General features: G+C 71.1%; 19 protein-coding genes. 4 read left to right on the top strand and 15 right to left on the bottom strand.

What is annotated here, in order from left to right; genetic code table 11:
• The first annotated feature begins 51 nt into the window (after nt 1-51).
• Nucleotides 52-555: a GNAT family N-acetyltransferase gene (locus DY262_RS11970; protein ID WP_116959283.1), complete on the top strand. Its 504-nt coding sequence runs from the start codon at nt 52-54 to the stop codon at nt 553-555.
• 4 nt (nt 556-559) lie between these two features.
• On the opposite strand, the gene DY262_RS11965 is transcribed toward DY262_RS11970, so the two are convergent.
• From DY262_RS11965 to DY262_RS11935, 7 genes are all read right to left on the bottom strand, one after another.
• Complete coding sequence (locus DY262_RS11965) at nt 560-1,480, bottom strand: MurR/RpiR family transcriptional regulator (RefSeq protein WP_116959145.1); 921 nt, start codon at nt 1,478-1,480, stop codon at nt 560-562.
• A gap of 24 nt (nt 1,481-1,504) precedes the next feature.
• A complete protein-coding gene (locus DY262_RS11960) occupies nt 1,505-2,539 on the bottom strand; it encodes a C45 family autoproteolytic acyltransferase/hydrolase (RefSeq protein WP_116959142.1) in 1,035 nt (344 codons plus the stop codon).
• A gap of 8 nt (nt 2,540-2,547) precedes the next feature.
• On the bottom strand, nt 2,548-3,276 hold the full coding sequence (glnQ, locus tag DY262_RS11955) for a glutamine ABC transporter ATP-binding protein GlnQ (RefSeq protein ID WP_116959140.1): 729 nt from the start codon (nt 3,274-3,276) through the stop codon (nt 2,548-2,550).
• A complete protein-coding gene (gene glnP / locus DY262_RS11950; RefSeq protein ID WP_116959138.1) occupies nt 3,273-3,929 on the bottom strand; it encodes a glutamine ABC transporter permease GlnP in 657 nt (218 codons plus the stop codon). The genes glnQ and glnP overlap by 4 nt, the downstream gene beginning before the upstream one ends.
• Nucleotides 3,930-3,966: 37 nt before the next feature.
• Complete coding sequence (gene glnH, locus DY262_RS11945) at nt 3,967-4,719, bottom strand: glutamine ABC transporter substrate-binding protein GlnH (RefSeq protein ID WP_116959136.1); 753 nt, start codon at nt 4,717-4,719, stop codon at nt 3,967-3,969.
• A 184-nt stretch (nt 4,720-4,903) separates the two neighbouring features.
• Nucleotides 4,904-5,485, bottom strand: coding sequence for a flavin reductase family protein (locus DY262_RS11940; protein WP_116959134.1), 582 nt, complete (start codon nt 5,483-5,485; stop codon nt 4,904-4,906).
• Nucleotides 5,482-5,925 (bottom strand): VOC family protein, encoded by a 444-nt coding sequence (locus DY262_RS11935; RefSeq protein ID WP_070399851.1) that lies wholly within the window; start codon nt 5,923-5,925, stop codon nt 5,482-5,484. The genes DY262_RS11940 and DY262_RS11935 overlap by 4 nt, the downstream gene beginning before the upstream one ends.
• Before the next feature lie 133 nt (nt 5,926-6,058).
• Between DY262_RS11935 and DY262_RS11930 the strand changes: the two genes are divergently transcribed.
• Nucleotides 6,059-6,940 carry a LysR family transcriptional regulator gene (locus DY262_RS11930; RefSeq protein WP_116959132.1) on the top strand — a complete coding sequence of 294 codons (882 nt, stop codon included), beginning with the start codon at nt 6,059-6,061 and terminating at the stop codon, nt 6,938-6,940.
• A gap of 64 nt (nt 6,941-7,004) precedes the next feature.
• On the opposite strand, the gene DY262_RS11925 is transcribed toward DY262_RS11930, so the two are convergent.
• From DY262_RS11925 to DY262_RS11910, 4 genes are all read right to left on the bottom strand, one after another.
• A complete protein-coding gene (locus DY262_RS11925) occupies nt 7,005-8,699 on the bottom strand; it encodes an AMP-binding protein (protein ID WP_116959129.1) in 1,695 nt (564 codons plus the stop codon).
• A gap of 189 nt (nt 8,700-8,888) precedes the next feature.
• Complete coding sequence (locus tag DY262_RS11920) at nt 8,889-9,500, bottom strand: DNA-3-methyladenine glycosylase I (RefSeq protein WP_116959127.1); 612 nt, start codon at nt 9,498-9,500, stop codon at nt 8,889-8,891.
• Nucleotides 9,501-9,551: 51 nt separating this feature from the next.
• Complete coding sequence (locus DY262_RS11915) at nt 9,552-10,853, bottom strand: TRAP transporter large permease (RefSeq protein ID WP_116959125.1); 1,302 nt, start codon at nt 10,851-10,853, stop codon at nt 9,552-9,554.
• A 16-nt stretch (nt 10,854-10,869) separates the two neighbouring features.
• Nucleotides 10,870-11,415: a TRAP transporter small permease subunit gene (locus DY262_RS11910; RefSeq protein WP_116959123.1), complete on the bottom strand. Its 546-nt coding sequence runs from the start codon at nt 11,413-11,415 to the stop codon at nt 10,870-10,872.
• Between the two features lie 115 nt (nt 11,416-11,530).
• Between DY262_RS11910 and DY262_RS11905 the strand changes: the two genes are divergently transcribed.
• Nucleotides 11,531-12,484: a LysR family transcriptional regulator gene (locus DY262_RS11905; RefSeq protein ID WP_181936483.1), complete on the top strand. Its 954-nt coding sequence runs from the start codon at nt 11,531-11,533 to the stop codon at nt 12,482-12,484.
• Between the two features lie 29 nt (nt 12,485-12,513).
• On the opposite strand, the gene DY262_RS11900 is transcribed toward DY262_RS11905, so the two are convergent.
• Both DY262_RS11900 and DY262_RS11895 read right to left on the bottom strand, forming a co-directional pair.
• The gene (locus DY262_RS11900) at nt 12,514-13,572 is read right to left on the bottom strand and encodes a TRAP transporter substrate-binding protein (RefSeq protein WP_116959119.1); all 1,059 of its coding nucleotides are present in this window, start codon (nt 13,570-13,572) and stop codon (nt 12,514-12,516) included.
• A gap of 50 nt (nt 13,573-13,622) precedes the next feature.
• Complete coding sequence (locus DY262_RS11895) at nt 13,623-14,837, bottom strand: aromatic ring-hydroxylating dioxygenase subunit alpha (protein WP_116959117.1); 1,215 nt, start codon at nt 14,835-14,837, stop codon at nt 13,623-13,625.
• 209 nt (nt 14,838-15,046) lie between these two features.
• Between DY262_RS11895 and DY262_RS11890 the strand changes: the two genes are divergently transcribed.
• Nucleotides 15,047-17,776, top strand: coding sequence for a cation-transporting P-type ATPase (locus DY262_RS11890; protein WP_116959115.1), 2,730 nt, complete (start codon nt 15,047-15,049; stop codon nt 17,774-17,776).
• On the opposite strand, the gene pncB is transcribed toward DY262_RS11890, so the two are convergent.
• Together pncB and DY262_RS11880 are read right to left on the bottom strand one after the other, a co-directional pair.
• Nucleotides 17,751-18,974, bottom strand: coding sequence for a nicotinate phosphoribosyltransferase (gene pncB, locus DY262_RS11885; RefSeq protein ID WP_116959113.1), 1,224 nt, complete (start codon nt 18,972-18,974; stop codon nt 17,751-17,753). The two genes, DY262_RS11890 and pncB, sit on opposite strands and share 26 nt — an antisense overlap.
• Nucleotides 18,975-19,027: 53 nt before the next feature.
• Complete coding sequence (locus tag DY262_RS11880; protein WP_116959111.1) at nt 19,028-19,450, bottom strand: VOC family protein; 423 nt, start codon at nt 19,448-19,450, stop codon at nt 19,028-19,030.
• Between the last annotated feature and the right edge of the window lie 30 nt (nt 19,451-19,480).

Here is a 19,480-nt window from a genome sequence, read left to right as displayed (position 1 = left end):
GCCCCGTTGCCGGGCGCGCGCCTCACCGACGCCGCCCCGACAATGCAGCCCATGCAGCTGCGCCCCGAACAGCCCACCGACGCCCCCGCCATCGCCTCGCTGGTCGCCCAGGCCTTCGCCGGCACCCCCCACAGCGCCGGCACCGAACCGGCCATCGTGCGCGAGCTGCGCGCGGCCGGCGCGCTCACGCTCTCGCTGGTGGCCGTGGACGGGGCCGAGGGCCTGGTCGGCCACGTCGCGTTCTCGCCGGTCACCATCGCCGGCCGTGCCGGGCGCTGGTACGGCCTGGGGCCGATCGCGGTGCGGCCTTCGCGGCAACGCGCGGGCATCGGCGCCCGCCTGATGGACGAAGGGCTGGCGCGCCTGCGGGCCCTGGGCGCCGAGGGCTGCGTGGTGCTGGGCGAGCCGGCCTACTACGGCCGCTGGGGCTTCGCGGTGCACGAGGGACTGGCCTATCCTGGCGTGCCGCCCGAGTACTTCATGGGCCTGGCGTTCGCGGGCCCCGTGCCGCGCGGCGAGGTGGCGTACCACGCGGCGTTCTCGGCCACCGGCTGATCGATCAGCCGGTCTCGATCCCCAGGCTCTCGATGAAGCCCTCGCGGCGCGCCAGCGCCTGCAGGGCCTTGTCACCCAGTTCGCGCGCCACCAGGTTGATCAGCCCTTCGCAGAACACCACGTAGGCGCCCATGCTGTTGCTGATGAAGCTGCTCTCGTGCGGGATGAAGAAGGCGTGGCGCGCGGGCGGCGCCAGCGGCGAGGCGCGGGTGTCGGTGATGGCGATGACGTGCACGCCGGCGGCGGCGGCGGCGCGCGCCACGTCGGCCACCATGCGGGTGTAGGGCGCCACGCTGCAGACGATGAGGGCGTCGCCCGGCGACATCTGGGCCAGGCTCTCGGCCACGCCCAGGCCCGGGCCGTCGGCCAGTGCGACCTCGGCGCGCAGCATGCCCAGGCCGTAGGTGAGGAAGCTGGCGATGGAATGGATCTGCCGCAGGCCCAGAATGCGCACGTGCGGCGCGCGCGCCAGCAGGCGCGCCGCCTTGCCGAGTTCGGCCTCGTCGAGCTGGCCCAGGAAGGCGTCGACATTGCGGATGGATTCCTGCGCCAGCTTGGCCACCACGCCGCGCGCGGTGCGCGGGCTGTCGGCCGAGGCGTCTTCCAGCAGGCGGTGCGCCTGCTGCGTATAGAAATGCGGCCCGCCCTGCATGGCGTGCTCGCGGAACACGGCCTGGAAATCGGTGAAGCCGGCAAAACCCAGGCGGGTGGCCAGGCGCGTGAGGGTGGAGGGGTTCACGCCCATGCGCTCGCCCAGCTCGGTGATGGTGCTGAGCGCCACGTCCTTGGGCTGCTCGACCAGCCGCGCCAGCACCGCGAGCGCCTTGCCGCCGAGCGAGACGCTGGCGTCGCCGCGGCCGATGGCGACGACGAGCGCGCGCAGCCCGTCCACGGTGGTCGCCACGGGCGGAGCGGGTTTCGGCATGGGTGGGGACGGCGCGGTGAGAGGCTACAGGCGAAGGGCGTCGCGCATCCTAAACGAGGTTTCGCGGTGGCCGCCCGTGCGCACCTCCCAGTCCACCTGCGTGGGCCCGAGCGTGAAGCTCGCGGTGGCCATGGTGTTTTCGTGGTCGCTGTCGTCGGCCCGGTCGCGGTAGATCGGGTAGCGCGGGTCCTCGGCGTCGAACAGGATGTCGAGCGGGTCGATGGCTTCGGCTCCTTGCTGGCGCAGCAGCTCGTCGCCGCGCAACTGGCGGTGGCCGGACGAACCGGTGACGATCTGCGGGCGGTGCGCCATGGCCGCATGCACCATGTGATTGGCGTGCACCGCCGGCCGCTGCACGGCCTGCACCGAGACCAGGGCGTCGTTGAACTCCACGCTGACGATGCCGGGCCGCCCGGCCTGCGCCAGCGTGAGGTGAAAGCCGCCCGCGCGCGGCGCGGCGCGCAGGCCATCCAGCGCCGCCTCCACGCCGGGCGCGTCCAGCAGCGCACGGGTCAGCACCATGCGCGGCAGGCCGGTGCCCGCCTCCAGCGCGCGCAGGTTGTTCACCGTCATCACCAGCCCACCAGCCGTGGCCGCGAAGGTGTGGCCCGGCAGCGAGCCCGGGTAGACGAACGAGGCGAAGCGCGCGCCGCCGCGGACCGCAACCTGCGCGATGGCGCAGTGGCCCTGGAAGGCCGGGTCGCCGTCTTCGTTGTGGGCCACCACGGGCGCGGCGCCGGGCGCGGCGGGGGGCAGCTGCACGGTGGTGCAGCCGTCGGGCGCCATGGCCCAGAGGTCGCCGCGGCAGTTCCACAGGAACACCTCGTCGGCGGGCAGGCCCAGGCCATCGGCCAGTCCCTGCAGCTCCTGCCAGATGGCAGGGTGGTGGGCGCGCACCAGCGCGGCCATGGCGGCCACGCGCGGATGGCCGCGCCAGCGCATGACCGTGGCCCACGCGGGCGATGCCTGCGCGTAGCGGTGCAGGGCGGCCGCGCCGAAGCGGCCCAGGGCCTGGCCCACCTCGAACGGGGAGCCTTCGAGTTGCAGATGAGCGAGCATGCGGTCCGCTATTCGACGTGCTGCAGGAATTCGCGCAGCCGGGGGTTGCTGGGTTGGTCGATCAGTTCGACCGGCGGGCCGTCGACGGCGATGTGGCCGTGCTCCATGAAGATGAGGCGCGTGCCGACCTTGCGCGCGAAGGCGATCTCGTGCGTGACGACGATCATGGTCATGCCCTCTTCGGCCAGGGACTGCATCACGCGCAGCACCTCCTGGCGCAGCTCGGGGTCGAGCGCGGAGGTGGGTTCGTCGAACAGCATGAGCTTGGGCTTGACCGCGAGCGCGCGCGCGATGGCCACGCGCTGCTGCTGGCCGCCCGAGAGTTCGCTCGGGTAGTGGTGCTGGCGCTCGGCCAGGCCCACCTTCTTCAGCAGGGCCTGGGCCTCCTGTTCGGCCTGCGCGCGCGGCGTGCCACGCACCTGGCGCGGGCCGAAGGCCACGTTCTGCAGCGCGGTCATCTGCGGAAACAGGTTGAACTGCTGGAACACCATGCCGGCTTCCTGGCGGATCTCGCGCACGGTGGACGGGCCGCCGCGCACGCTGCGGCCGTCGACGATCAGGTCGCCGCCGTCGATGGTCTCCAGCGCGTTGATGCATCGCAGCAGCGTGGACTTGCCCGAACCCGAGGGGCCGATGAGCACCACCACCTCGCCCTGGCCGATGCTGAGGTCGACGCCGTCGAGCACCACGGTGGCGCCGAAGCGTTTGCTGACCTTCTGGAACTCGACCATCTTCATAGGATGCGCATCCGTTTCTCGACCGTGCGCAGCGCGAAGGTGAGCGCGCCGATCAGGCACAGGTAAATGAGGGCCACGGCGCTCCAGATCTCCACCGCGCGGAAGTTGGCGGCCATGATCTCCTGGCCCTGGCGCGTGAGCTCGCCCACGCCGATGACGATGAACAGCGAGGTGTCCTTCAGGCTGACGATGAACTGGTTGCCCAGCGGCGGCGTCATGCGGCGAAAGGCCACCGGGCCGATGACGAAGGCCAGCACGCGCCACGAGGGCAGGCCCAGCGCCAGCCCGGCCTCGCGCAGGCCCTTGGGCACCGACAGGAAGGCGCCGCGCACGATCTCGGCGATGTAGGCGCCCGAGTTGACGACGATCGAGGTGATCGCCGCCGTCATCGGGTCGACGCGGATGTCGGCGAGCACCGGCAGCGCGAAGTAGATGAACATGACCTGCACCACGATGGGCGTGCCGCGGACCAGTTCGATGTAGAGGAAGCCCAGGGTGTTGAGCAGTCGGTTGCCGTAGGCCCGCATGAGGCCGAAGACCAGCCCCACCACGGTGCCGCCCAGCAGGCCCGCCACGGTGATGAGCACCGTGAGCTTGGCGCCCTGCAGCAGCGCCGGCAGGGCGTTGACGATCACCGAGACGTCGAAATCCATGGTGAAGCTCTGGCGTGAGGTGCGCGTGCCCGGGCGATCAGGGCTTGGGCGGCTCGGTGCCGAACCACTTCTTGTAGATGGCGTTGTAGCGGCCATCGGCCTTGATCTTGGCCAGCGCGCCGTTCACCTTGGGCACCAGCGGGCTGCCCTTGGGAAAGCCGATGCCGTACTGGTGGGCCATCATCTGCGTGCCCACCACCTTGACCTTGCCCTTGCCCGCCGTGTTGGCGAAGTACAGCACGTTGGGCGTGTCGTGCATGGCGGCGTCCACGCGGCCGGTCATGAGCTCGAGGTAAGCGTTGTCGATGTTGGGGAACTGGCGCAGCTCGGTGCCCTGGAAATTGGCCTTGGCGTAGTCGGCGGCCGAGGTGCCGGTCTTGATGGCCAGGCTCTTGCCCTTGAGGTCCGGCGCGCCCTTCACCTGGCTGTCGGCCGGCACCATGATCATGAAGCCGCTGTCGTAGTAGCCGTCGGAGAAGTCGATGACCTTCTTGCGCTCGTCCTTGATGGTGATGCCCGCGAGCGCCACGTCCACGTTCTTGGTCTGCAGCGCGGGCAGGATGCCGTTGAAGTCCATGGGCTGGAGGCGGTAGCTCAGGCCCAGCTCCTTGGCCACGGCGTCCCACAGATCGATGTCGAAGCCCACGTACTTGTCGCCCTGTTTGAACTCGAAGGGCACGAAGGCGGTGTCGGTGGCGACCACGAGGGTCTGGGCCTGGGCGAGGGCGGTGGTGCCGCCCAAGGCGGCGCACAGGGCGGCCGCGAGCAGAACTCGGCGATGGGTCTTCATGCGGGAATCCTCGGGAAGGGGTGGAACGCGCATCAAAACGGGGAGTTCCTGATGCACCAAGACGATGCACTTGAAATTTGCAAGTCCATCGATTGCGCAAATCTACTTGCATTGCTGGCCGAATGCAAGCACCGCGTGCAGGACACGCGGCGTCCGACGAGAACGGGGGGTCTTGGCGCGGGGCTTACAGCGCCCGGGCCTGCACCGTGCCGCCCGAGCGCACGAAGAGGCCCGCGCCCAGGTGGTGGATGGTCTGCAGTTCGGCGTTGCGCTCGTCGAACAGCCAGCGCCCCTTGGCGAAGATGCGCGGGTCGGCCGCGGCGGCCACCACCTCGGCAAAGCAGGTGTCGTAGGCGTCCTCGGTGTGCCGCTCGGGGATCAGGCGGCATTCGAGCCAGGCCGCGCAGCCGTGCTCGATGAGGGGCATGCCGAGCACGGGACCGGTGAGGGTGCCGATGCCGTAGCGCGCGAACTTGTCGCCCTCGCGCCCGCTGTGCTGGCCGACGCTGTAGGTGAGGTCCGCGAGCGCGAGGCCCGGCAGGCACAGGCCGAAGCCGCCGCCGGCCTGCGCAAGCTCGCGCGTGAAGGTGCTTTTGTCGATCACCACCGCGACGCGCGGCGGCGTGAATTCCACGGGCATCGACCAGGCCGCCGCCATCACATTGCGCCGCCCGCCGTGCGCGCTGGTCACCAGCACGGTGGGGCCGTGGTTGATGAGGCGGCTGGCGTGCTCGGGCCGCACGGGCTCGAAGCGGCTGACGTTCACTTGGCGAACAGTTTGTTGATGTCGCCGAAGGCCTTCACCTCGATGGCGTTGCCCGAGGGGTCGAGAAAGAACATGGTGGCCTGCTCGCCGGGCTGGCCCTTGAAGCGGATGTAGGGCTCGATCACGAAGGTCGTGCCCAGGCTTTTCAGGCGCTCGGCCATGGCCTCCCAGTCGGCCAGGGGCAGCACGATGCCGAAGTGGCGCACCGGCACGCCGTGGCCATCGACCGCGTTCACCGCCGCGCCACCGCAGGCCTCGGGCGCGAGGTGGGCCACGATCTGGTGGCCGTAGAAGTTGAAGTCGATCCACTCGGGCGAGCTGCGGCCCTCGGGGCAGCCCAGCATGTCGCCGTAGAAGCGGCGCGCGGCGGCCAGGTCGTGCACCGGGAAGGCGAGGTGGAAGGGCGACATCGGCGCGGGGTTGGTGCTGGGCGCGCGCATGGTGGGAGCGGGGGCGGCGGTGGCGGTGTTCATCGACGGTCTCGTGGGTGGGATGGAAAGCCGCGATGCTAGGCCCTGCCGAGCCAAAAGAGAATCAATCGTTTTTTGCACCGAGCACAAGTATTCTTTGTGCATGATTCGCGAACTCAAGACCTTCGTTGCCGTGGCCCGCGAGGGCACCTTCGCCGCCGCCGGCCAGCAGATCGGCCTGACGCAGGCGGCCGTGAGCGCGCAGATGAAGCGGCTGGAGGAGGAACTGGGCTTCACCCTGTTCGACCGCACCGGCCGCGCGGCGCGGCTGAACCGGCGCGGACGGCAGACGCTGGCGCAGGCGCAGGCCCTGATCCAGCTCTACGGCCAGCTGGGCTCGCGCCAGCGCACCCAGGCGCCGGCGGTGTTCGTGGCGCTGGGCGCCATCGCTTCGGTGCAGCAGGCCGTGCTGCCGCAGGCCCTGGTGAAGTTCCACCGCCAGCTGCCGGGCAGCCGCACGCGCGTGGTGCCCGGCGTGTCGACCGCGCTGCTCAACGCGGTGGACGCCGGCGATCTCGACGCGGCGCTCATCATCCGCCCGCCCTTCGCGCTGCACAGCGACCTGCGCTGGACGCCGCTGGCGCGCGAGCCCTTCCGCCTGCTGGTGCCACGCGCCGCGCCGCCGGGCGACTGGCGCGCGCTGATCGCGGGCCTGCCCTTCATCCGCTACGACCGCAGCTCCTTCGGCGGCCGGCAGGTGGACCGTTTCCTGCGCGCCCAGGGCCTGGCGGTGCGGGAGGTGTGCGAACTCGACGAACAGGAGGCCATCGTGCGGCTGGTGGCGGCGGGCCTGGGCGCGACCCTGGTGCCGCAGACCACCGACCGGCGCCGCTGGCCGGCCGGCGTGCGGGCGCTGGACCTGGGCGCGCACACCTTCCACCGCGACATCGGCATCGTGCACCGCGCGGACCTGGCCGAGGCCACGCGCCTGCTGACGGACCTGATCGCCGAGGCTTACCGCGAGCCGCCGGGCCGCGCGGGCTGAGGCCACCGCGCCGCCGGGTCAGCGGCGCCGGTCGGTGGTCTGCGGCGCCGCGCGCGGGGTCCGTTCAGGCGGTGGCCGCCGCTGTCAGGCCCAGCTTCTTCGCCATCTGCTCGCGCAGCACGAACTTCTGGATCTTGCCGGTGATGGTCATGGGCAGGGCGTCGACGAACTCGATGTACGCCGGCACCTTGTAGTGCGCGATCTGACCCTGCGCGAACGCGCGCAGCTCGTCGGCGCTGGCCTGCTGGCCGGGCTTGAGCACCACGCAGGCGCACAGCACCTCGCCGTACCTGGGGTCGGGCACGCCGACCACCTGCACGTCCTGCACCTTGGGGTGGCGGTAGTAGAACTCCTCCACCTCGCGCGGGTACACGTTCTCGCCGCCACGGATCACCATGTCCTTGAGGCGGCCCACGATGTTGACGAAGCCCGCCTCGTCCATGGTCGCCAGGTCGCCGGTGTGCATCCAGCCCTCGCTGTCGATGGCCTCGGCGGTCTTCTCCGCGTCGCCCCAGTAGCCCTGCATCACCGAGTAGCCGCGCGTGCAGAACTCGCCCACGGCGCCGCGCGGCACGGTGCGGCCCTCGGTGTCGACGATCTTGATCTCCAGGTGCGGCTGCACGCGGCCCACAGTGGACACCCGCCGCTCCAACGGGTCGTCCACCGCGCTTTGCGTGGACACCGGCGAGGTCTCGGTCATGCCGTAGGCGATGGTCACCTCGCCCATGTGCATCTGGCTCTGCACGCGCTTCATCACCTCGATGGGGCAGGGCGAGCCGGCCATGATGCCGGTGCGCAGCGTGCCCAGGTCGGTGCCGGCGAAGTCCGGGTGGTCGAGCACGGCGATGAACATGGTGGGCACGCCATAGAGCACCGTGCATCGCTCGGCCTGCACGGTGCGCAGCACCGCCTGCGGGTCGAAGGACTCGCTCGGGTAGACCATGGTGCTGCCGTGCGTGACGCAGGCCAGGTTGCCCATGACCATGCCGAAGCAGTGGTACAGCGGCACGGGAATGCACAGCCGATCGGCCGCCTGCAGGCGGATGGCCTCGCCCACGAAGTAGCCGTTGTTGAGGATGTTGCGGTGCGTGAGCGTGGCGCCCTTGGGGTGGCCCGTGGTGCCGGAGGTGAACTGGATGTTGATCGGGTCGCGCGCCTTCAGGCGCGGGCCGATGGCGGCCAGGCGTTCGCGCAGCGCGGGCGTGGCGCGCGCGCCCACGTCGGCGAAGTTGAGCATGCCGGGCGTGCGCGCCTCGCCCAGGCGGATCACCCAGCGCAGCTCGGGCAGCGCGGCGGCCTGCAGCTGGCCGGGCGCGCAGCGGTCGAGCTCGGGCGCGACGCCGCGCAGGATGGCCAGGCAGTCGCTGCTCTTGATCGCGGGCGCCAGCACCAGGGCACGGCAGCCCACCTTGTGCAGCGCGTAGGCCAGTTCGCTGGCACGGTAGGCCGGGTTGATGTTGACCAGGATGAGCCCGGCGCGCGCGGTGGCGAACTGCGTGAGCGCCCAGGCGCTGCAGTTGGGCGCCCAGATGCCCACGCGGTCGCCCGGCTGCAGGCCCAGGGACAGCAGGCCGGCGGCCCATTCATCGGCGCGCTCGCGCAACTCGGCCCAGGTCCAGCGCACGCCTTCCTGGGGAATCACCAGCGCCTCGCGGTTCGCGTGCTCGCGCGCGGTGGCGTCCAGCGCGGCGCCAATGGTGTCTTCGCGCAGCGGCGGCTGGCTGGCGCCGCGGGCGAGGGATTCGGTCTCGGTGCTCATGGTATTCACCTCCGTGCGGCGCACTGCGGGGCTGGGCGCCAGGGAAACGGGCCGGCGGCGCTCATGGGGTTCTCCTGGGCGAATGGACATGTTCGCGCCGGCGCCGCGCGGGCGCACCCTCGGGCAATCCCCAGGCCCGGGTGTTCCGTGCTGGAACACCCCGTGGTGTCGCGTGTCGCGACGTGGAACTCAGCGGCCGGGGCGACGGAAGGCGCGGCGCGCCCGGTCCACCGAGGCCCGCACCACGCAGCCTTCGGCGTGGTCGTTGATCAGGCCCATGGCCTGCAGGAAGGCATAAACGGTGGTCGGGCCGACGAACTTCCATCCGCGCTGCTTCAGGTCCTTGGACAGCGCGATGGACGTGGCCGAGGTGGAGACACTCTGGGGTGGCACCCGTTCGCCGGGCCCGGGTTCGTGGCGCCAGAAATAGGCGGCGAGCGAGCCCTCGGCCTTCACCATCTCCTGCGCGCAGCGCGCGTTGTGAACCACCGCCTCGATCTTGCCGCGGTGCCGCACGATGCCCTGGTCGGCCAGCAGGCGTTCGACGTCGCGCTCGCCAAAGCGCGCCACGCGGTGGAAGTCGAAGCCCTCGAAGGCGGCGCGAAAGTTCTCGCGCTTGGCGAGGATGGTGCGCCAACTCAGGCCCGACTGGAACGCCTCCAGGCTGAGCTTCTCGAACAGGCGCTGGTCGTCGTCGACCGGAAAGCCCCATTCGGTGTCGTGGTAGGGCAGGAACTCGGGCGCGCCCGCGCACCAGCGGCAGCGCGGGCGGCCATCGGGGCCGTTGATGGTCTGGCTCATGGGGCGGCGTCGAAGAACGGGGACGGCGCGATTGTGGCGCGCCGCGCGCGCTCAGCGCAGGGCCGCGGGCAACCAGGTGGCGATCAGCGGGAAGGCCACCAGCAGGCCCAGTCGCAGGAAATCGGCCAGCAGGAAGGGCAGCACGCCCAGGTACATGCGGCGCAAGGGCACGTCGCGCACCAGGCCGTGCATCACCATCACGTTCAGGCCAATGGGCGGGCAGAACAGGCCGATCATGATGACCGTGACGTTGACGATGCCCCACCACAGCGGGTCGTACCCCCAGGAGACGATCAGCGGCAGCACGAAGGGCAGGGTGATCAGCATGGTGGCGACTTCGTCGAAGAAGGCTCCGAGCACGATGTAGACCACCAGGATGAGGGCGATCACGCCCCAGGGCGGCAGGTGGGTGGCGTTGACGGCGGCCATGAACAGGTCGGCCACGCCGCTGACGGTGACGAAGTAATTGAACGCCGAAGCGCCGATCACCATCACGTAGATCATGCCGGTGACGGAGGCGGTGTCGCCGATGAGCTTGAAGGCTTCGGCGCGCCGCCAGCCGCGCCGCCACAGGTAGGCGGCGAAGGACAGCACCGCGCCGACCGAGGCCGCCTCCAGCGCGGTGAAGACGCCCGCGTAGATGCCGCCGATGACCAGGCCCGCGAGCGCGATGACGAACAGCGACTGGCGCACCGCCTCGAGCCGCTCGGCGCCGCTCAGGCGGGGCCCCGCCGGCATGGCGGCGCGGCGGGTCATGCCGTACAGCACCACGGCCGCGCCGTAAAACGCCACCGCCATCAGCGCGGGCAGCAGGGCGGCGATGTAGAGGTCGATGACGAAGGTTTCGGCCAGCACCGAGTACACCACCAGGATGATGGAGGGCGGCACCAGAATGCCCAGCGTGCCGCCCACGGCGATGGTGCCGGCCGCGAAGTGCGGCGGGTAGCCGCGCGCCAGCATTTCGGGATAGGCCACGCGGTGCATGGTGCCGACGGTGGCCAGCGACGAGCCGCACAGCGCGCCGAAGCCCGCGCAGCCGCCCAGGGTGGCCAGGGCCAGGCCACCGCGGCGATGGCCCACGAAGGCGTCGGCCAGGCGGTAGAGGTCGGTGGACAGGCCGGCCGCGCTGGCGAAGTTGCCCATCAGCAGGAAGATGGGGATCAGCGCGAGGTCGGCGCTGGCAAAGGACGACGCGACTTCGCCGCCGAACATCGAGAGCGCGGGCTGCACGCCCACGATCGCGGCGAAACCCGCGGCGCCCGAGACCATCATGGCCACGCCGATGGGCACCTGCAGGAGGATGAGCGCGAACAGGCCGACGAAGCCGAACAGGATGATGGTGGTGGAGGACATGGTGTGCGGCCTGGACTCAAAGCATGTTGGCGGGCTCGGCGGATTCGGCGGGCGCCGCGGTGTCGGGCGGCATCGCGCCGAGCGCGACCCGGGTGAAGCGCAGCAGGTTGAGCGCTTCGAGCAGGGCGTTGAAGCTCATGGCCAGCGCCACGAACGTCCAGAACGGCGCGACCCGCACGCCGCGCAGCTGCGACAGGGTCTGGTGCGTGGCCTCCATCTCGGCCGCGTGGGCCCAGAGCTGCCAGGCCAGCACCGCCCACACGGCCAGCTTCAGCAACGCGGCCAGGCCCTCCAGGGCGGCGTAGGGCCGCGGCGCGAGCCGCTCCTCGAAGGGCTTGATGGTGATGTGCCGCATCTGCGCGGTGGCCGCGGGCACGCAGCAGGCGGCGGCCAGGATGTAGATCAGGCCCGAGACGTCGCTGAGCCGGTCGATCGGCGTGGCGAACAGGGTGCGGCCCAGCACGTCGAGCACGGTCGCGATGGCGTTGAGAAAGAGCAGGCACAGGCCGGCGGCCGCCAGCAGGTAGGCGAAGCGGCGCAGCGCGGCGTCGATGGTGTTCATGGGGTGTCTCCTGTTCTGTGGTGGGGCGATGGCAGGGTCACGCCCTATGCCCTTCGATGGGGGTCCCGGTCCAGAATCGCCGCTCCCTCACGACGGTCCACACGACAGCGCCCGCATGAGCAAGCCCCCCCGCATCGACCTGCGCGCCCTCGACATCGGCATGCTGCGCACCTTCGACGCGCTGATGCGCGAGCGCAGCGTGTCGCGCGCGGCGGCGCGCCTGTTCCTGAGCCAGCCGGCGGTGAGCGGCTCGCTGGCCAAGCTGCGCCGCACCTTTGGCGACCCGCTGTTCAAGCGCACGCCCCATGGCGTGTCGCCCACGCCGCTGGCGCTGTCCATGGCCGATGCGGTGGCCGACCTGCTCCTGCGCATGGGCCGCCTGCTGGAGAACGGCCACAGCTTCGACCCCACGGGTTCCGACCGCATCTTCCGCATCGCGGGCAGCGACTACAGCAGCCGCCTGATCCTGGCGCCGCTGATGGCGCGGCTGCACGCCACCAACGCGAGCGTGCGCATCGCCTGGGAGCCGCCGCAGTTTCACACGCTGTTCGAGCGCATCCGCCGCGGCGACGTGGACCTGGGTTGCGCGCCCGAGCCGAGCATGCGCTCGGGCCTGAACTCGGCCGTGCTGTTCGAGGAGCATTTCGTGCTCGTCACGCGCAAGGGGCACCCCGGGTTCACGGGCAGCGAAGACCCGCTGGAAGCGTTCTGCCAATGGCCACATGTGTTCTTCGGTTTCCGTTACCCCAACATCGAGAGCGTGCTGGAGGACAGCGTGGCGCGGCACGGGCGCCACTGCCTGGTGCGCCTGTCCATGCCCAGCTTCGATCAGGCGGCCGACGTGATCTCGCGCAGCGACATGATCTCGGTGTTCCCCGCGCGGCTGGCCCGCCTGTTCGGCGATCGGCTGCAGACCCTGCCGCTGCCGGTGCACCTGGAGGGCTACCGCTCCTGTCTGTACTGGGACCGGGGCACCGAGCAGGACCCGGGCCTGCGCTGGCTGCGCGAGGAAATCCGGCAGGTGGCGCACGCCGCCGCCGCCGAAGCCGCCGCCCCCCTGGCGGCCTGAGCCGGCGCCGGGCGCGCGCCCGGCGGCCATCACTTCATGCCCAGTTCGCCGCGCACCTGCGCGCGGGTCTTGGTGAAGGCCTGCCAGAGGCGCTCGTTGGTGGCGTCGCGTTGGCGCCAGTCCTGCACCACGGTGCCCATGGCTTTGTCCCAGCGCGCGCGCTCCTCGGGCGGCAGGGTGATCACCTGGCGCTTCTTGTCGTCCACCGTCTCCTTGTGCTTGGCGTCGGTGTACTCGTCGAACAGCTTGCCGGCCATGCGCACGAAGGGCTCGCCGCTGAAGCGGTCGATGGCGGCGCGGGCCTTGGGCGAGAGGCTGTCGTACTTGGCGCGGTTGAGCGCGAACATGATGGTGGAGGCGCCCATGGGAATGTTCACATGGTGCGCGGTGGCGTCGGCGATGCGAAAGGAATGCAGGGCCAGCCAGTCCTTGGGCGTGCCGTCGACCACGCCGCGGCTGATGGCCTCGGCCGCCTCGCGCACGGACACCGTGCCCACCGGTGTCGCGCCCAGGGCGCGGATCAGCTCCTGCTGCTCGGCGCCGCTGGCCTGCAGGCGCAGGCCGCGCAGATCCTCCACCTTCTTCACCGGGCCCTTGGTGTGCAGCACGTTGGGCGGGTTCACCAGCAGGCCAATGATGTAGAAAGACTTGTCGTCGTAGCCGCGCATCAGGCCCTGCTCGTGCAGCTTCCAAAAAGTGAGCGAGCCCTCGGCCGCGCTATCGCTCACGGGCAGGCCGAAGAGGTTGTCGTCGGGAAAACGCCCCGGCGTGGTGGACGGGATGACGAAGGCGATGTCGGCGATGCCGTCGGTGACGAGCTTGAGCTGCGCGCCGGGGTTGCGGCCCGCCGCGCCCAGGGTGCCGCCTGGCAGGATCTGGATCTTCACCTCGCCGCCCGAGGCCTCCTCCACCGACTTGGCCCAGCGGCCCATGACGCCGTCGTCCTTGGTGAACAGGCCGCCTGGGGGCAGGAAGGTGGCATAGCGCAAGGTGACCGGCCCCTGCGCGTGGGCGGCGCTCGCGCCGATGAGGCCGGCGCAGGCGGTGGCCGCCGCGAGCACGGCCCCCATGAGTTGGCGTCGTTGCATGGCTTGTCTCCTGTCGTGTCGTGTCTTGTGGTGGGGCGGGAACGCGGGGATCACCTGGCCGGCTCGGCCGGCTCGACGTACTGGCCCGCTTCGAGCCGGACGTAGGCCGATGCCTCGTCGAAGTGCACGCCGACAGGGTCGTCGCCGCGCTCGACGGCCTCGACCTGGCGCGCGAGCAGCCGGCGCAGCATGACGATGCCACGGTCGGTGGTGGCCAGGTGCTCCTCGCCGTGCAGCGTGATGGGGCCCTGGCCGACCTGGGCCTCCCAGTCGTTGGGGAAGTCGCGGCGCTGCTCGGGTGTCATCTGGTCCCAGCGCGGGCGGGTCGCGGCGTCCGGCGCGCGCGGCAGGATCTCGCCCTTCTTCGTCACGCGCGCGGCGGTGTAGATGCGGTAGTGCGTGTCGTCGATCGGCACCGTCCAGCCGATGGACTCGACCTTGCCGTACTTGCCCACGTAGGGGTTGGGCACCACGCGCAGCGTGGGCAGCACCACCTCGGTGGTGCGCTTCATCACCTGGCCGCCGTCGAGCTGGCGCGTACTGAACACCTTGACGCCGCGTTCGGTGAGGTCGAACCTCACCTGCGGCATGAGGTTCATGGTGGGCGTGAACTGCGTGCCGCTGAAGTTGCCGTGCAGGATCGGCACATGGAACGGATCGATCACGTTCTCGTAGTGCTGCAACCAGTTGCAGGGTGCGACCGCGCCACCGCCGCTGCCGATGCTGGTGTCGTCCACGTCAATGAACTCTCCCGGATCGAGCTCCTCCAGCGCGTCGTAGCGCGGCAGCACGGGCTTTCGCTCGGGCGGCCCCATGTAGGCAAAGATGAGGCCGTAGCGCTCCTGCACGGGGTACCAGGGCTGGCGCACCTTGCCGCGGTGCGCGGCGCCGCCTGCGGGCTCGCAGGGCTGGTCCAGGCAGCGGCCTTCGGCGTCGAACAGCCAGCCGTGGTAGCAGCAGCGGATGCCTTCTTCCTCCACGCGGCCGTAGTAGAGCGTGGTGCCCCGGTGGCAGCAGCGGTTGTGCAGCAGGCCGGGGCGGCCTTTCTTGTCGCGGTAGAGCACCAGGTCCTCGCCGAGGAGGCGCACCTCGCGCGGCGTGTCGGTGGCGTGCGAGGACAGCCCCACGGGGTGCCAGTAGCGGCGCAGCAACTCGCCCATGGGCGTGCCGCGGCCCACCTCGGTGAGCCGGCCATCGTGGGACACGCGCTTGCGCTGGTAGCCGGTGCCCTCGTCCAGTGGCACGGCCCGGATGGGGATGCTCATGTCTTGTCTCCGCCTTGTGTGTCGATTGGCGACGGAGACTAGAAGCCACCCCGGCCGGGGACAAGTCGGAAATACGGATACGTGATATGGCCGCGACCAATAACGCAATGGCGGCGCGGCGGCGCAAAGACTGTGCGCGGCGCTCGCCTTTGGGGATGCGGCGCCGCGCGCACCGGGCGAACATGCCGGCAGGAGGACCTGCGGTGGCAATGAAGGATCGGCGAGATGGAACGGCCCCGGCGCATGCGGCACCCGACTGGCACGCCCGCACGCCCGAGGCGGCGCTGGCGCGGCTGTCGGCCCGGCGCGAGGGCCTGTCCGCGCGCGAGGCGGCCGAACGCCTGGCGCGCCACGGCCCCAACCGGCTGGAGGGCGCGCGCCGGCGCGGCCCCTGGGCACGCCTGCTGGCGCAGTTCCACAACGTGCTGCTGTACGTCATGCTGGGCGCGGCCGCGGTCACCGCCTTCCTGGGCCATTGGGTGGACACGGGCGTGCTGCTGGTTGCCGTGCTGATCAACGCCTTCATCGGCTTTGTCCAGGAAGGCAAGGCCGAGACCGCCCTGGAGGCGATACGCGCCATGCTCTCGCCGCGGGCGGTGGTGCTGCGCGACGGCCTGCGGCAGGACATCGACGCGGCCGAGCTGGTGCCCGGGGACGTGGTGCTCCTGGCCTCGGGCGACCGCGTGCCGGCCGACCTGCGCTTGATCCAGGTCAAGGGACTGCGTTGCGACGAATCCACGCTCACGGGCGAATCGCTGCCGGCGGCGAAGGACACCGGCGCCGTGGCGGCCGACGCGGCGCTGGGCGACCGCCGGGGCATGGCCTATGCCGGCACCCTGGTGGGCTACGGCCAGGCCAGCGGCCTGGTGGTGGCCACCGGCCGCGACACCGAGATCGGCCGCATCGACCAGCTGCTCGCCGGCGTGGCCACGGGCGCCACGCCGCTGCTGCGCCAGATCGACCGCTTCGGGCGCGCGCTCGCCCTGGCCATCCTGGCGCTGGCGCTGATCACCTTCGCCATCGGCGTATGGCTGCGCGGCCACCCGGCGGCCGACATGTTCATGATGATCGTGGCCCTGGTGGCCTCGGCGATCCCCGAAGGCCTGCCCGCCATCCTGACCATCACGCTCGCGCTCGGCGTGCAGCGCATGGCGCGCCGCCAGGCCATCGTGCGCCACCTGCCGGCGGTGGAGGCGCTGGGCTCGGTCACCGTCATCTGCTCGGACAAGACCGGCACCCTCACGCGCAACGAAATGACGGTGCAGCGCGTGGTGTGCGCGGGACTGGACGTGCGCGTGAGCGGCGCCGGCTACGCGCCCGAGGGCGAGTTCCGCGTGGGCGAGCGCGCGATCGACGCCGATCACCACCCGGCGCTGGCGCTGGCGCTGCGCGCGGGCGTGCTGTGCAACGACGCGCGCATGGCCGGCGAGGCCGGGCACTGGACGGTGGTGGGCGATCCCACCGAAGGCGCCCTGCTGGTGCTGGGCCACAAGGCCGGTCTGCTGCACGGGCACACCCAGGCCGCCTGGCCGCGCGCCGACGCCATTCCCTTCGAGTCGCAGCACCGCTTCATGGCCACGGCGCACCACGACGACGAGGGCCGCCCCTGGATCTTCGTGAAGGGCGCGCCCGAGAAGCTGCTCGAGATCAGCGCGCGCGAATGGGGCCCCGAGGGCGAACGGGCGATCGACGTCGACACCTGGCGGCGCATGGCCACCGACATGGCCGCGCGCGGCCTGCGCCTGCTCGGGCTGGCCTGCAAGCGCGCGGCCCCGGCGGGCACGGGCCTGGCCTTCGAGGACGTGGCCGCCGGCTACACGCTGCTCGCGCTGGTGGGCATCGCCGACCCGCCGCGCGAGGAGGCGGTGCGCGCCGTGGCCGACTGCCACGCGGCGGGCATCCGCGTGAAGATGATCACCGGCGACCACGGCGAGACCGCGCGCGCGATCGGCGCGCAGCTCGCCATCGGCACGGGCAAGCCGGCCATCACGGGCGCGGAGATCGAGCTGATGGACGACGAGGCCCTGCAGCGCGTGGCGCTGGACGTGGACGTGTTCGCGCGCGCCAGCCCCGAGCACAAGCTGCGGCTGGTCAACGCCTTGCAGCGCCACGGGCAGGTGGTGGCCATGACCGGCGACGGCGTGAACGACGCGCCCGCGCTCAAGCGCGCCGACGTCGGCGTGGCCATGGGCCGCAAGGGCACCGAAGCCGCCAAGGAGGCCGCCGACGTGGTGCTGGCCGACGACAACTTCGCCACCATCGCCGCCGCGGTGCGCGAAGGCCGCGCGGTGTACGACAACATCCGCAAGTTCATCCTGTTCATGCTGCCCACCAACGGCGGCGAGGCGCTGGTGGTGATCGCCGCCATCCTGTTCGGCCTCACGCTGCCCATGACGCCCGCGCAGGTGCTGTGGATCAACATGGTCACGTCCAGCACGCTCGGGCTGGCCCTGGCCTTCGAGCCGGGCGAGGGCGACCTCATGCGCCGCCCGCCGCGCGCGCCGGGCGAGCCGCTGCTCTCGCGCTTTTTCGTCTGGCGCGTGCTCATGGTGTCCGTGCTCATGATGGCGGCGGCGCTCGGCCTGTTCCTGTGGGAGCTGGAGCGCGGCACCGCGCTGGAGACCGCGCGCACGATGGCGGTCAGCACCATCGTGGTGACCGAGATGTTCTACCTGCTCAACAGCCGCTTCGTGCTGGCGCCCGCGCTGGGCCGCGCCGGCCTGAGCGGCAACCCGGTGGTGGCCTGGGCGCTGGGCGCCTGCCTGCTGCTGCAGATGGCCTTCGTCTACCTGCCAGCGCTGCAGGCGGTGTTCGGCACCACGGCCCTGGGCGCGCGCGAGTGGGTCGCGGTGGGCTCGGCCGGGCTGGGGGTGTTCGTCGTCGCCGAGCTGGAGAAGGCGGCGGCGCGCGCCCTCATTCGCCAGGGCGCGCCGGGCTGAGGCCCGGCGCCCCGGCCGGCACCTGGAACACCTGGCGCAGGTAGGCCAGGAAGGTGGCGTCGTCGCACAGGGCCTTGCCCGGCGTGTCCGAGATCTTGGCCACCGGCTGGCCATTGGCCGAGCGCAGCTTCATCACGATGCTCAGCGGCTCCAGGCCCATGTCGTTGGTGAGGTGGGTGCCGATGCCGAAGCCCATCTGCGCGCGGTCGGCGAAGTGGCGGTAGATGGCCAGCGCGCGCCGCAGGTCCAGGCCGTCGGAGAACACCAGGCGCTTGGTGGCCGGGTCGATGCGCAGGCGCGCGTAGTGCGCCAGGGCCTTTTCGCCCCATTCGATGGGGTCGCCCGAGTCGTGGCGCAGGCCGTCGAAGAGCTTGGCGAAGTAGAGGTCGAAGTCGGCCAGGAAGGCGTCCATGGTGATGACGTCGGTGAGCGCGATGCCGAGGTCGCCGCGGAACTCCTGCACCCAGTCTTCCAGCGCGGCCTTCTGAAAGTCGCGCAGGCGCACGCCCAGGGTCTGGTAGGTCTGCAGGTACTCGTGCGCCATGGTGCCGATGGGCGCCAGGTCCAGCTCCTTGGCGAGCAGCACGTTGGAGGTGCCCTTGAAGAAGCGCGGCGCCCCGTCGCGCAGCGTGCTCACCACCTCGCGCTGCCAGGCGCCGCTGTAGCGGCGGCGCACGCCGAAGTCGGACAGTTCGAAGGGGTGACGGCGCTCGGGTTCGCGCGCGAAATCGCGCAGCAGATCGAGCTTGCCGGCCAGGCGGCGGCGCCCTTCGGCCAGCGCGGCCGTGGCGTCGAAGCGGCGGAAGTACAGCTCGTTGACGATGGCCAGCACGAAGATCTCGAAGGCCATGACGTGCACCTGCGGGCCGCGGGCCACGATGTCCAGCGAATCGCCCTGAGCGCGCACCTCGATGAACTCGCGCTGGAAGCGGAAGATGCGCAGGAAGTCGACGAAGTCGGAGGTGAGGTAGCGCAGGCCCCTCAGGTAGGCGAGCTCGTCGGGCTGGAAGCTCAGCGAGCACAGGTGGTCCAGCTCGCGGTCCACCTCGGGCACCAGTTCGGCCAGCGGGTAGGCGCTGGTGTTGCGGCAGACGAAGCTGTAGCGGGCCTGGGTGGTGGGGTGTCGATGCAGCAGGGCCTGCCACATCGAGAACTTGTACAGGTCGGTGTCGAGCAGGCTGTGGATGATGGGGGTCATGGAGGGGTGCCCTCGGGCGGGGAAACACCGCGATCATGGACCAGCGGCGCCGCTCACGCCGGCAGTGGCCAGGCCGGGTTCCAGGCCACCTCCCACAGGTGGCCATCCGGGTCCATGAAGTAGCCCGCGTGGCCGCCCCAGAAGGTGTCCTGGGCGGGCTTCACGATGCGCGCGCCGGCGGCCTCGGCCTCGCGCATCACGGCACCCACCGCCTCTCGCGAGCCCACGTTGTGGGCCAGGCTCAGGCTCGATGGGCTGGGCGGCCCGGGCGGGATGCCGGCGTCGTGGCACAGGTTCTCGCGCGGGAACAGCGCGAGCTTGAGGCCGGGCTGGAGGTCGAAGAACGCGACGGCGCCGTGCGCGATGTCCTGGCCGACGATGCCCTCGGTGGGCAGGCCGAGGCCGTCGCGGTAGAAGCGCAGCGCGCGCTCGAGGTCGGCGACGGCCAGGGTGATGAGGGAGAGGTAGGGTTTCATGGCGGGCTCCTGCGGGGGCGATGATCGGCC

The organism is Hydrogenophaga borbori, assembly GCF_003417535.1.
Lineage (GTDB): Bacteria > Pseudomonadota > Gammaproteobacteria > Burkholderiales > Burkholderiaceae_C > Hydrogenophaga > Hydrogenophaga borbori.
This window is presented reverse-complemented; position numbering and strand designations above follow the sequence as displayed.

What these genes read in the sequence shown, in the direction of transcription:
- DY262_RS11970 (WP_116959283.1), top strand. Translation starts at nt 52, where the DNA reads ATGCAGCTGCGCCCCGAACAGCCCACCGACGCCCCCGCCATCGCCTCG.
- DY262_RS11965 (WP_116959145.1), bottom strand. Translation starts at nt 1,480, where the DNA reads ATGCCGAAACCCGCTCCGCCCGTGGCGACCACCGTGGACGGGCTGCGC.
- DY262_RS11960 (WP_116959142.1), bottom strand. Translation starts at nt 2,539, where the DNA reads ATGCTCGCTCATCTGCAACTCGAAGGCTCCCCGTTCGAGGTGGGCCAG.
- glnQ (WP_116959140.1), bottom strand. Translation starts at nt 3,276, where the DNA reads ATGAAGATGGTCGAGTTCCAGAAGGTCAGCAAACGCTTCGGCGCCACC.
- glnP (WP_116959138.1), bottom strand. Translation starts at nt 3,929, where the DNA reads ATGGATTTCGACGTCTCGGTGATCGTCAACGCCCTGCCGGCGCTGCTG.
- glnH (WP_116959136.1), bottom strand. Translation starts at nt 4,719, where the DNA reads ATGAAGACCCATCGCCGAGTTCTGCTCGCGGCCGCCCTGTGCGCCGCC.
- DY262_RS11935 (WP_070399851.1), bottom strand. Translation starts at nt 5,925, where the DNA reads ATGCGCGCGCCCAGCACCAACCCCGCGCCGATGTCGCCCTTCCACCTC.
- DY262_RS11930 (WP_116959132.1), top strand. Translation starts at nt 6,059, where the DNA reads ATGATTCGCGAACTCAAGACCTTCGTTGCCGTGGCCCGCGAGGGCACC.
- DY262_RS11925 (WP_116959129.1), bottom strand. Translation starts at nt 8,699, where the DNA reads ATGAGCACCGAGACCGAATCCCTCGCCCGCGGCGCCAGCCAGCCGCCG.
- DY262_RS11920 (WP_116959127.1), bottom strand. Translation starts at nt 9,500, where the DNA reads ATGAGCCAGACCATCAACGGCCCCGATGGCCGCCCGCGCTGCCGCTGG.
- DY262_RS11915 (WP_116959125.1), bottom strand. Translation starts at nt 10,853, where the DNA reads ATGTCCTCCACCACCATCATCCTGTTCGGCTTCGTCGGCCTGTTCGCG.
- DY262_RS11910 (WP_116959123.1), bottom strand. Translation starts at nt 11,415, where the DNA reads ATGAACACCATCGACGCCGCGCTGCGCCGCTTCGCCTACCTGCTGGCG.
- DY262_RS11905 (WP_181936483.1), top strand. Translation starts at nt 11,531, where the DNA reads ATGAGCAAGCCCCCCCGCATCGACCTGCGCGCCCTCGACATCGGCATG.
- DY262_RS11900 (WP_116959119.1), bottom strand. Translation starts at nt 13,572, where the DNA reads ATGCAACGACGCCAACTCATGGGGGCCGTGCTCGCGGCGGCCACCGCC.
- DY262_RS11895 (WP_116959117.1), bottom strand. Translation starts at nt 14,837, where the DNA reads ATGAGCATCCCCATCCGGGCCGTGCCACTGGACGAGGGCACCGGCTAC.
- DY262_RS11890 (WP_116959115.1), top strand. Translation starts at nt 15,047, where the DNA reads ATGAAGGATCGGCGAGATGGAACGGCCCCGGCGCATGCGGCACCCGAC.
- pncB (WP_116959113.1), bottom strand. Translation starts at nt 18,974, where the DNA reads ATGACCCCCATCATCCACAGCCTGCTCGACACCGACCTGTACAAGTTC.
- DY262_RS11880 (WP_116959111.1), bottom strand. Translation starts at nt 19,450, where the DNA reads ATGAAACCCTACCTCTCCCTCATCACCCTGGCCGTCGCCGACCTCGAG.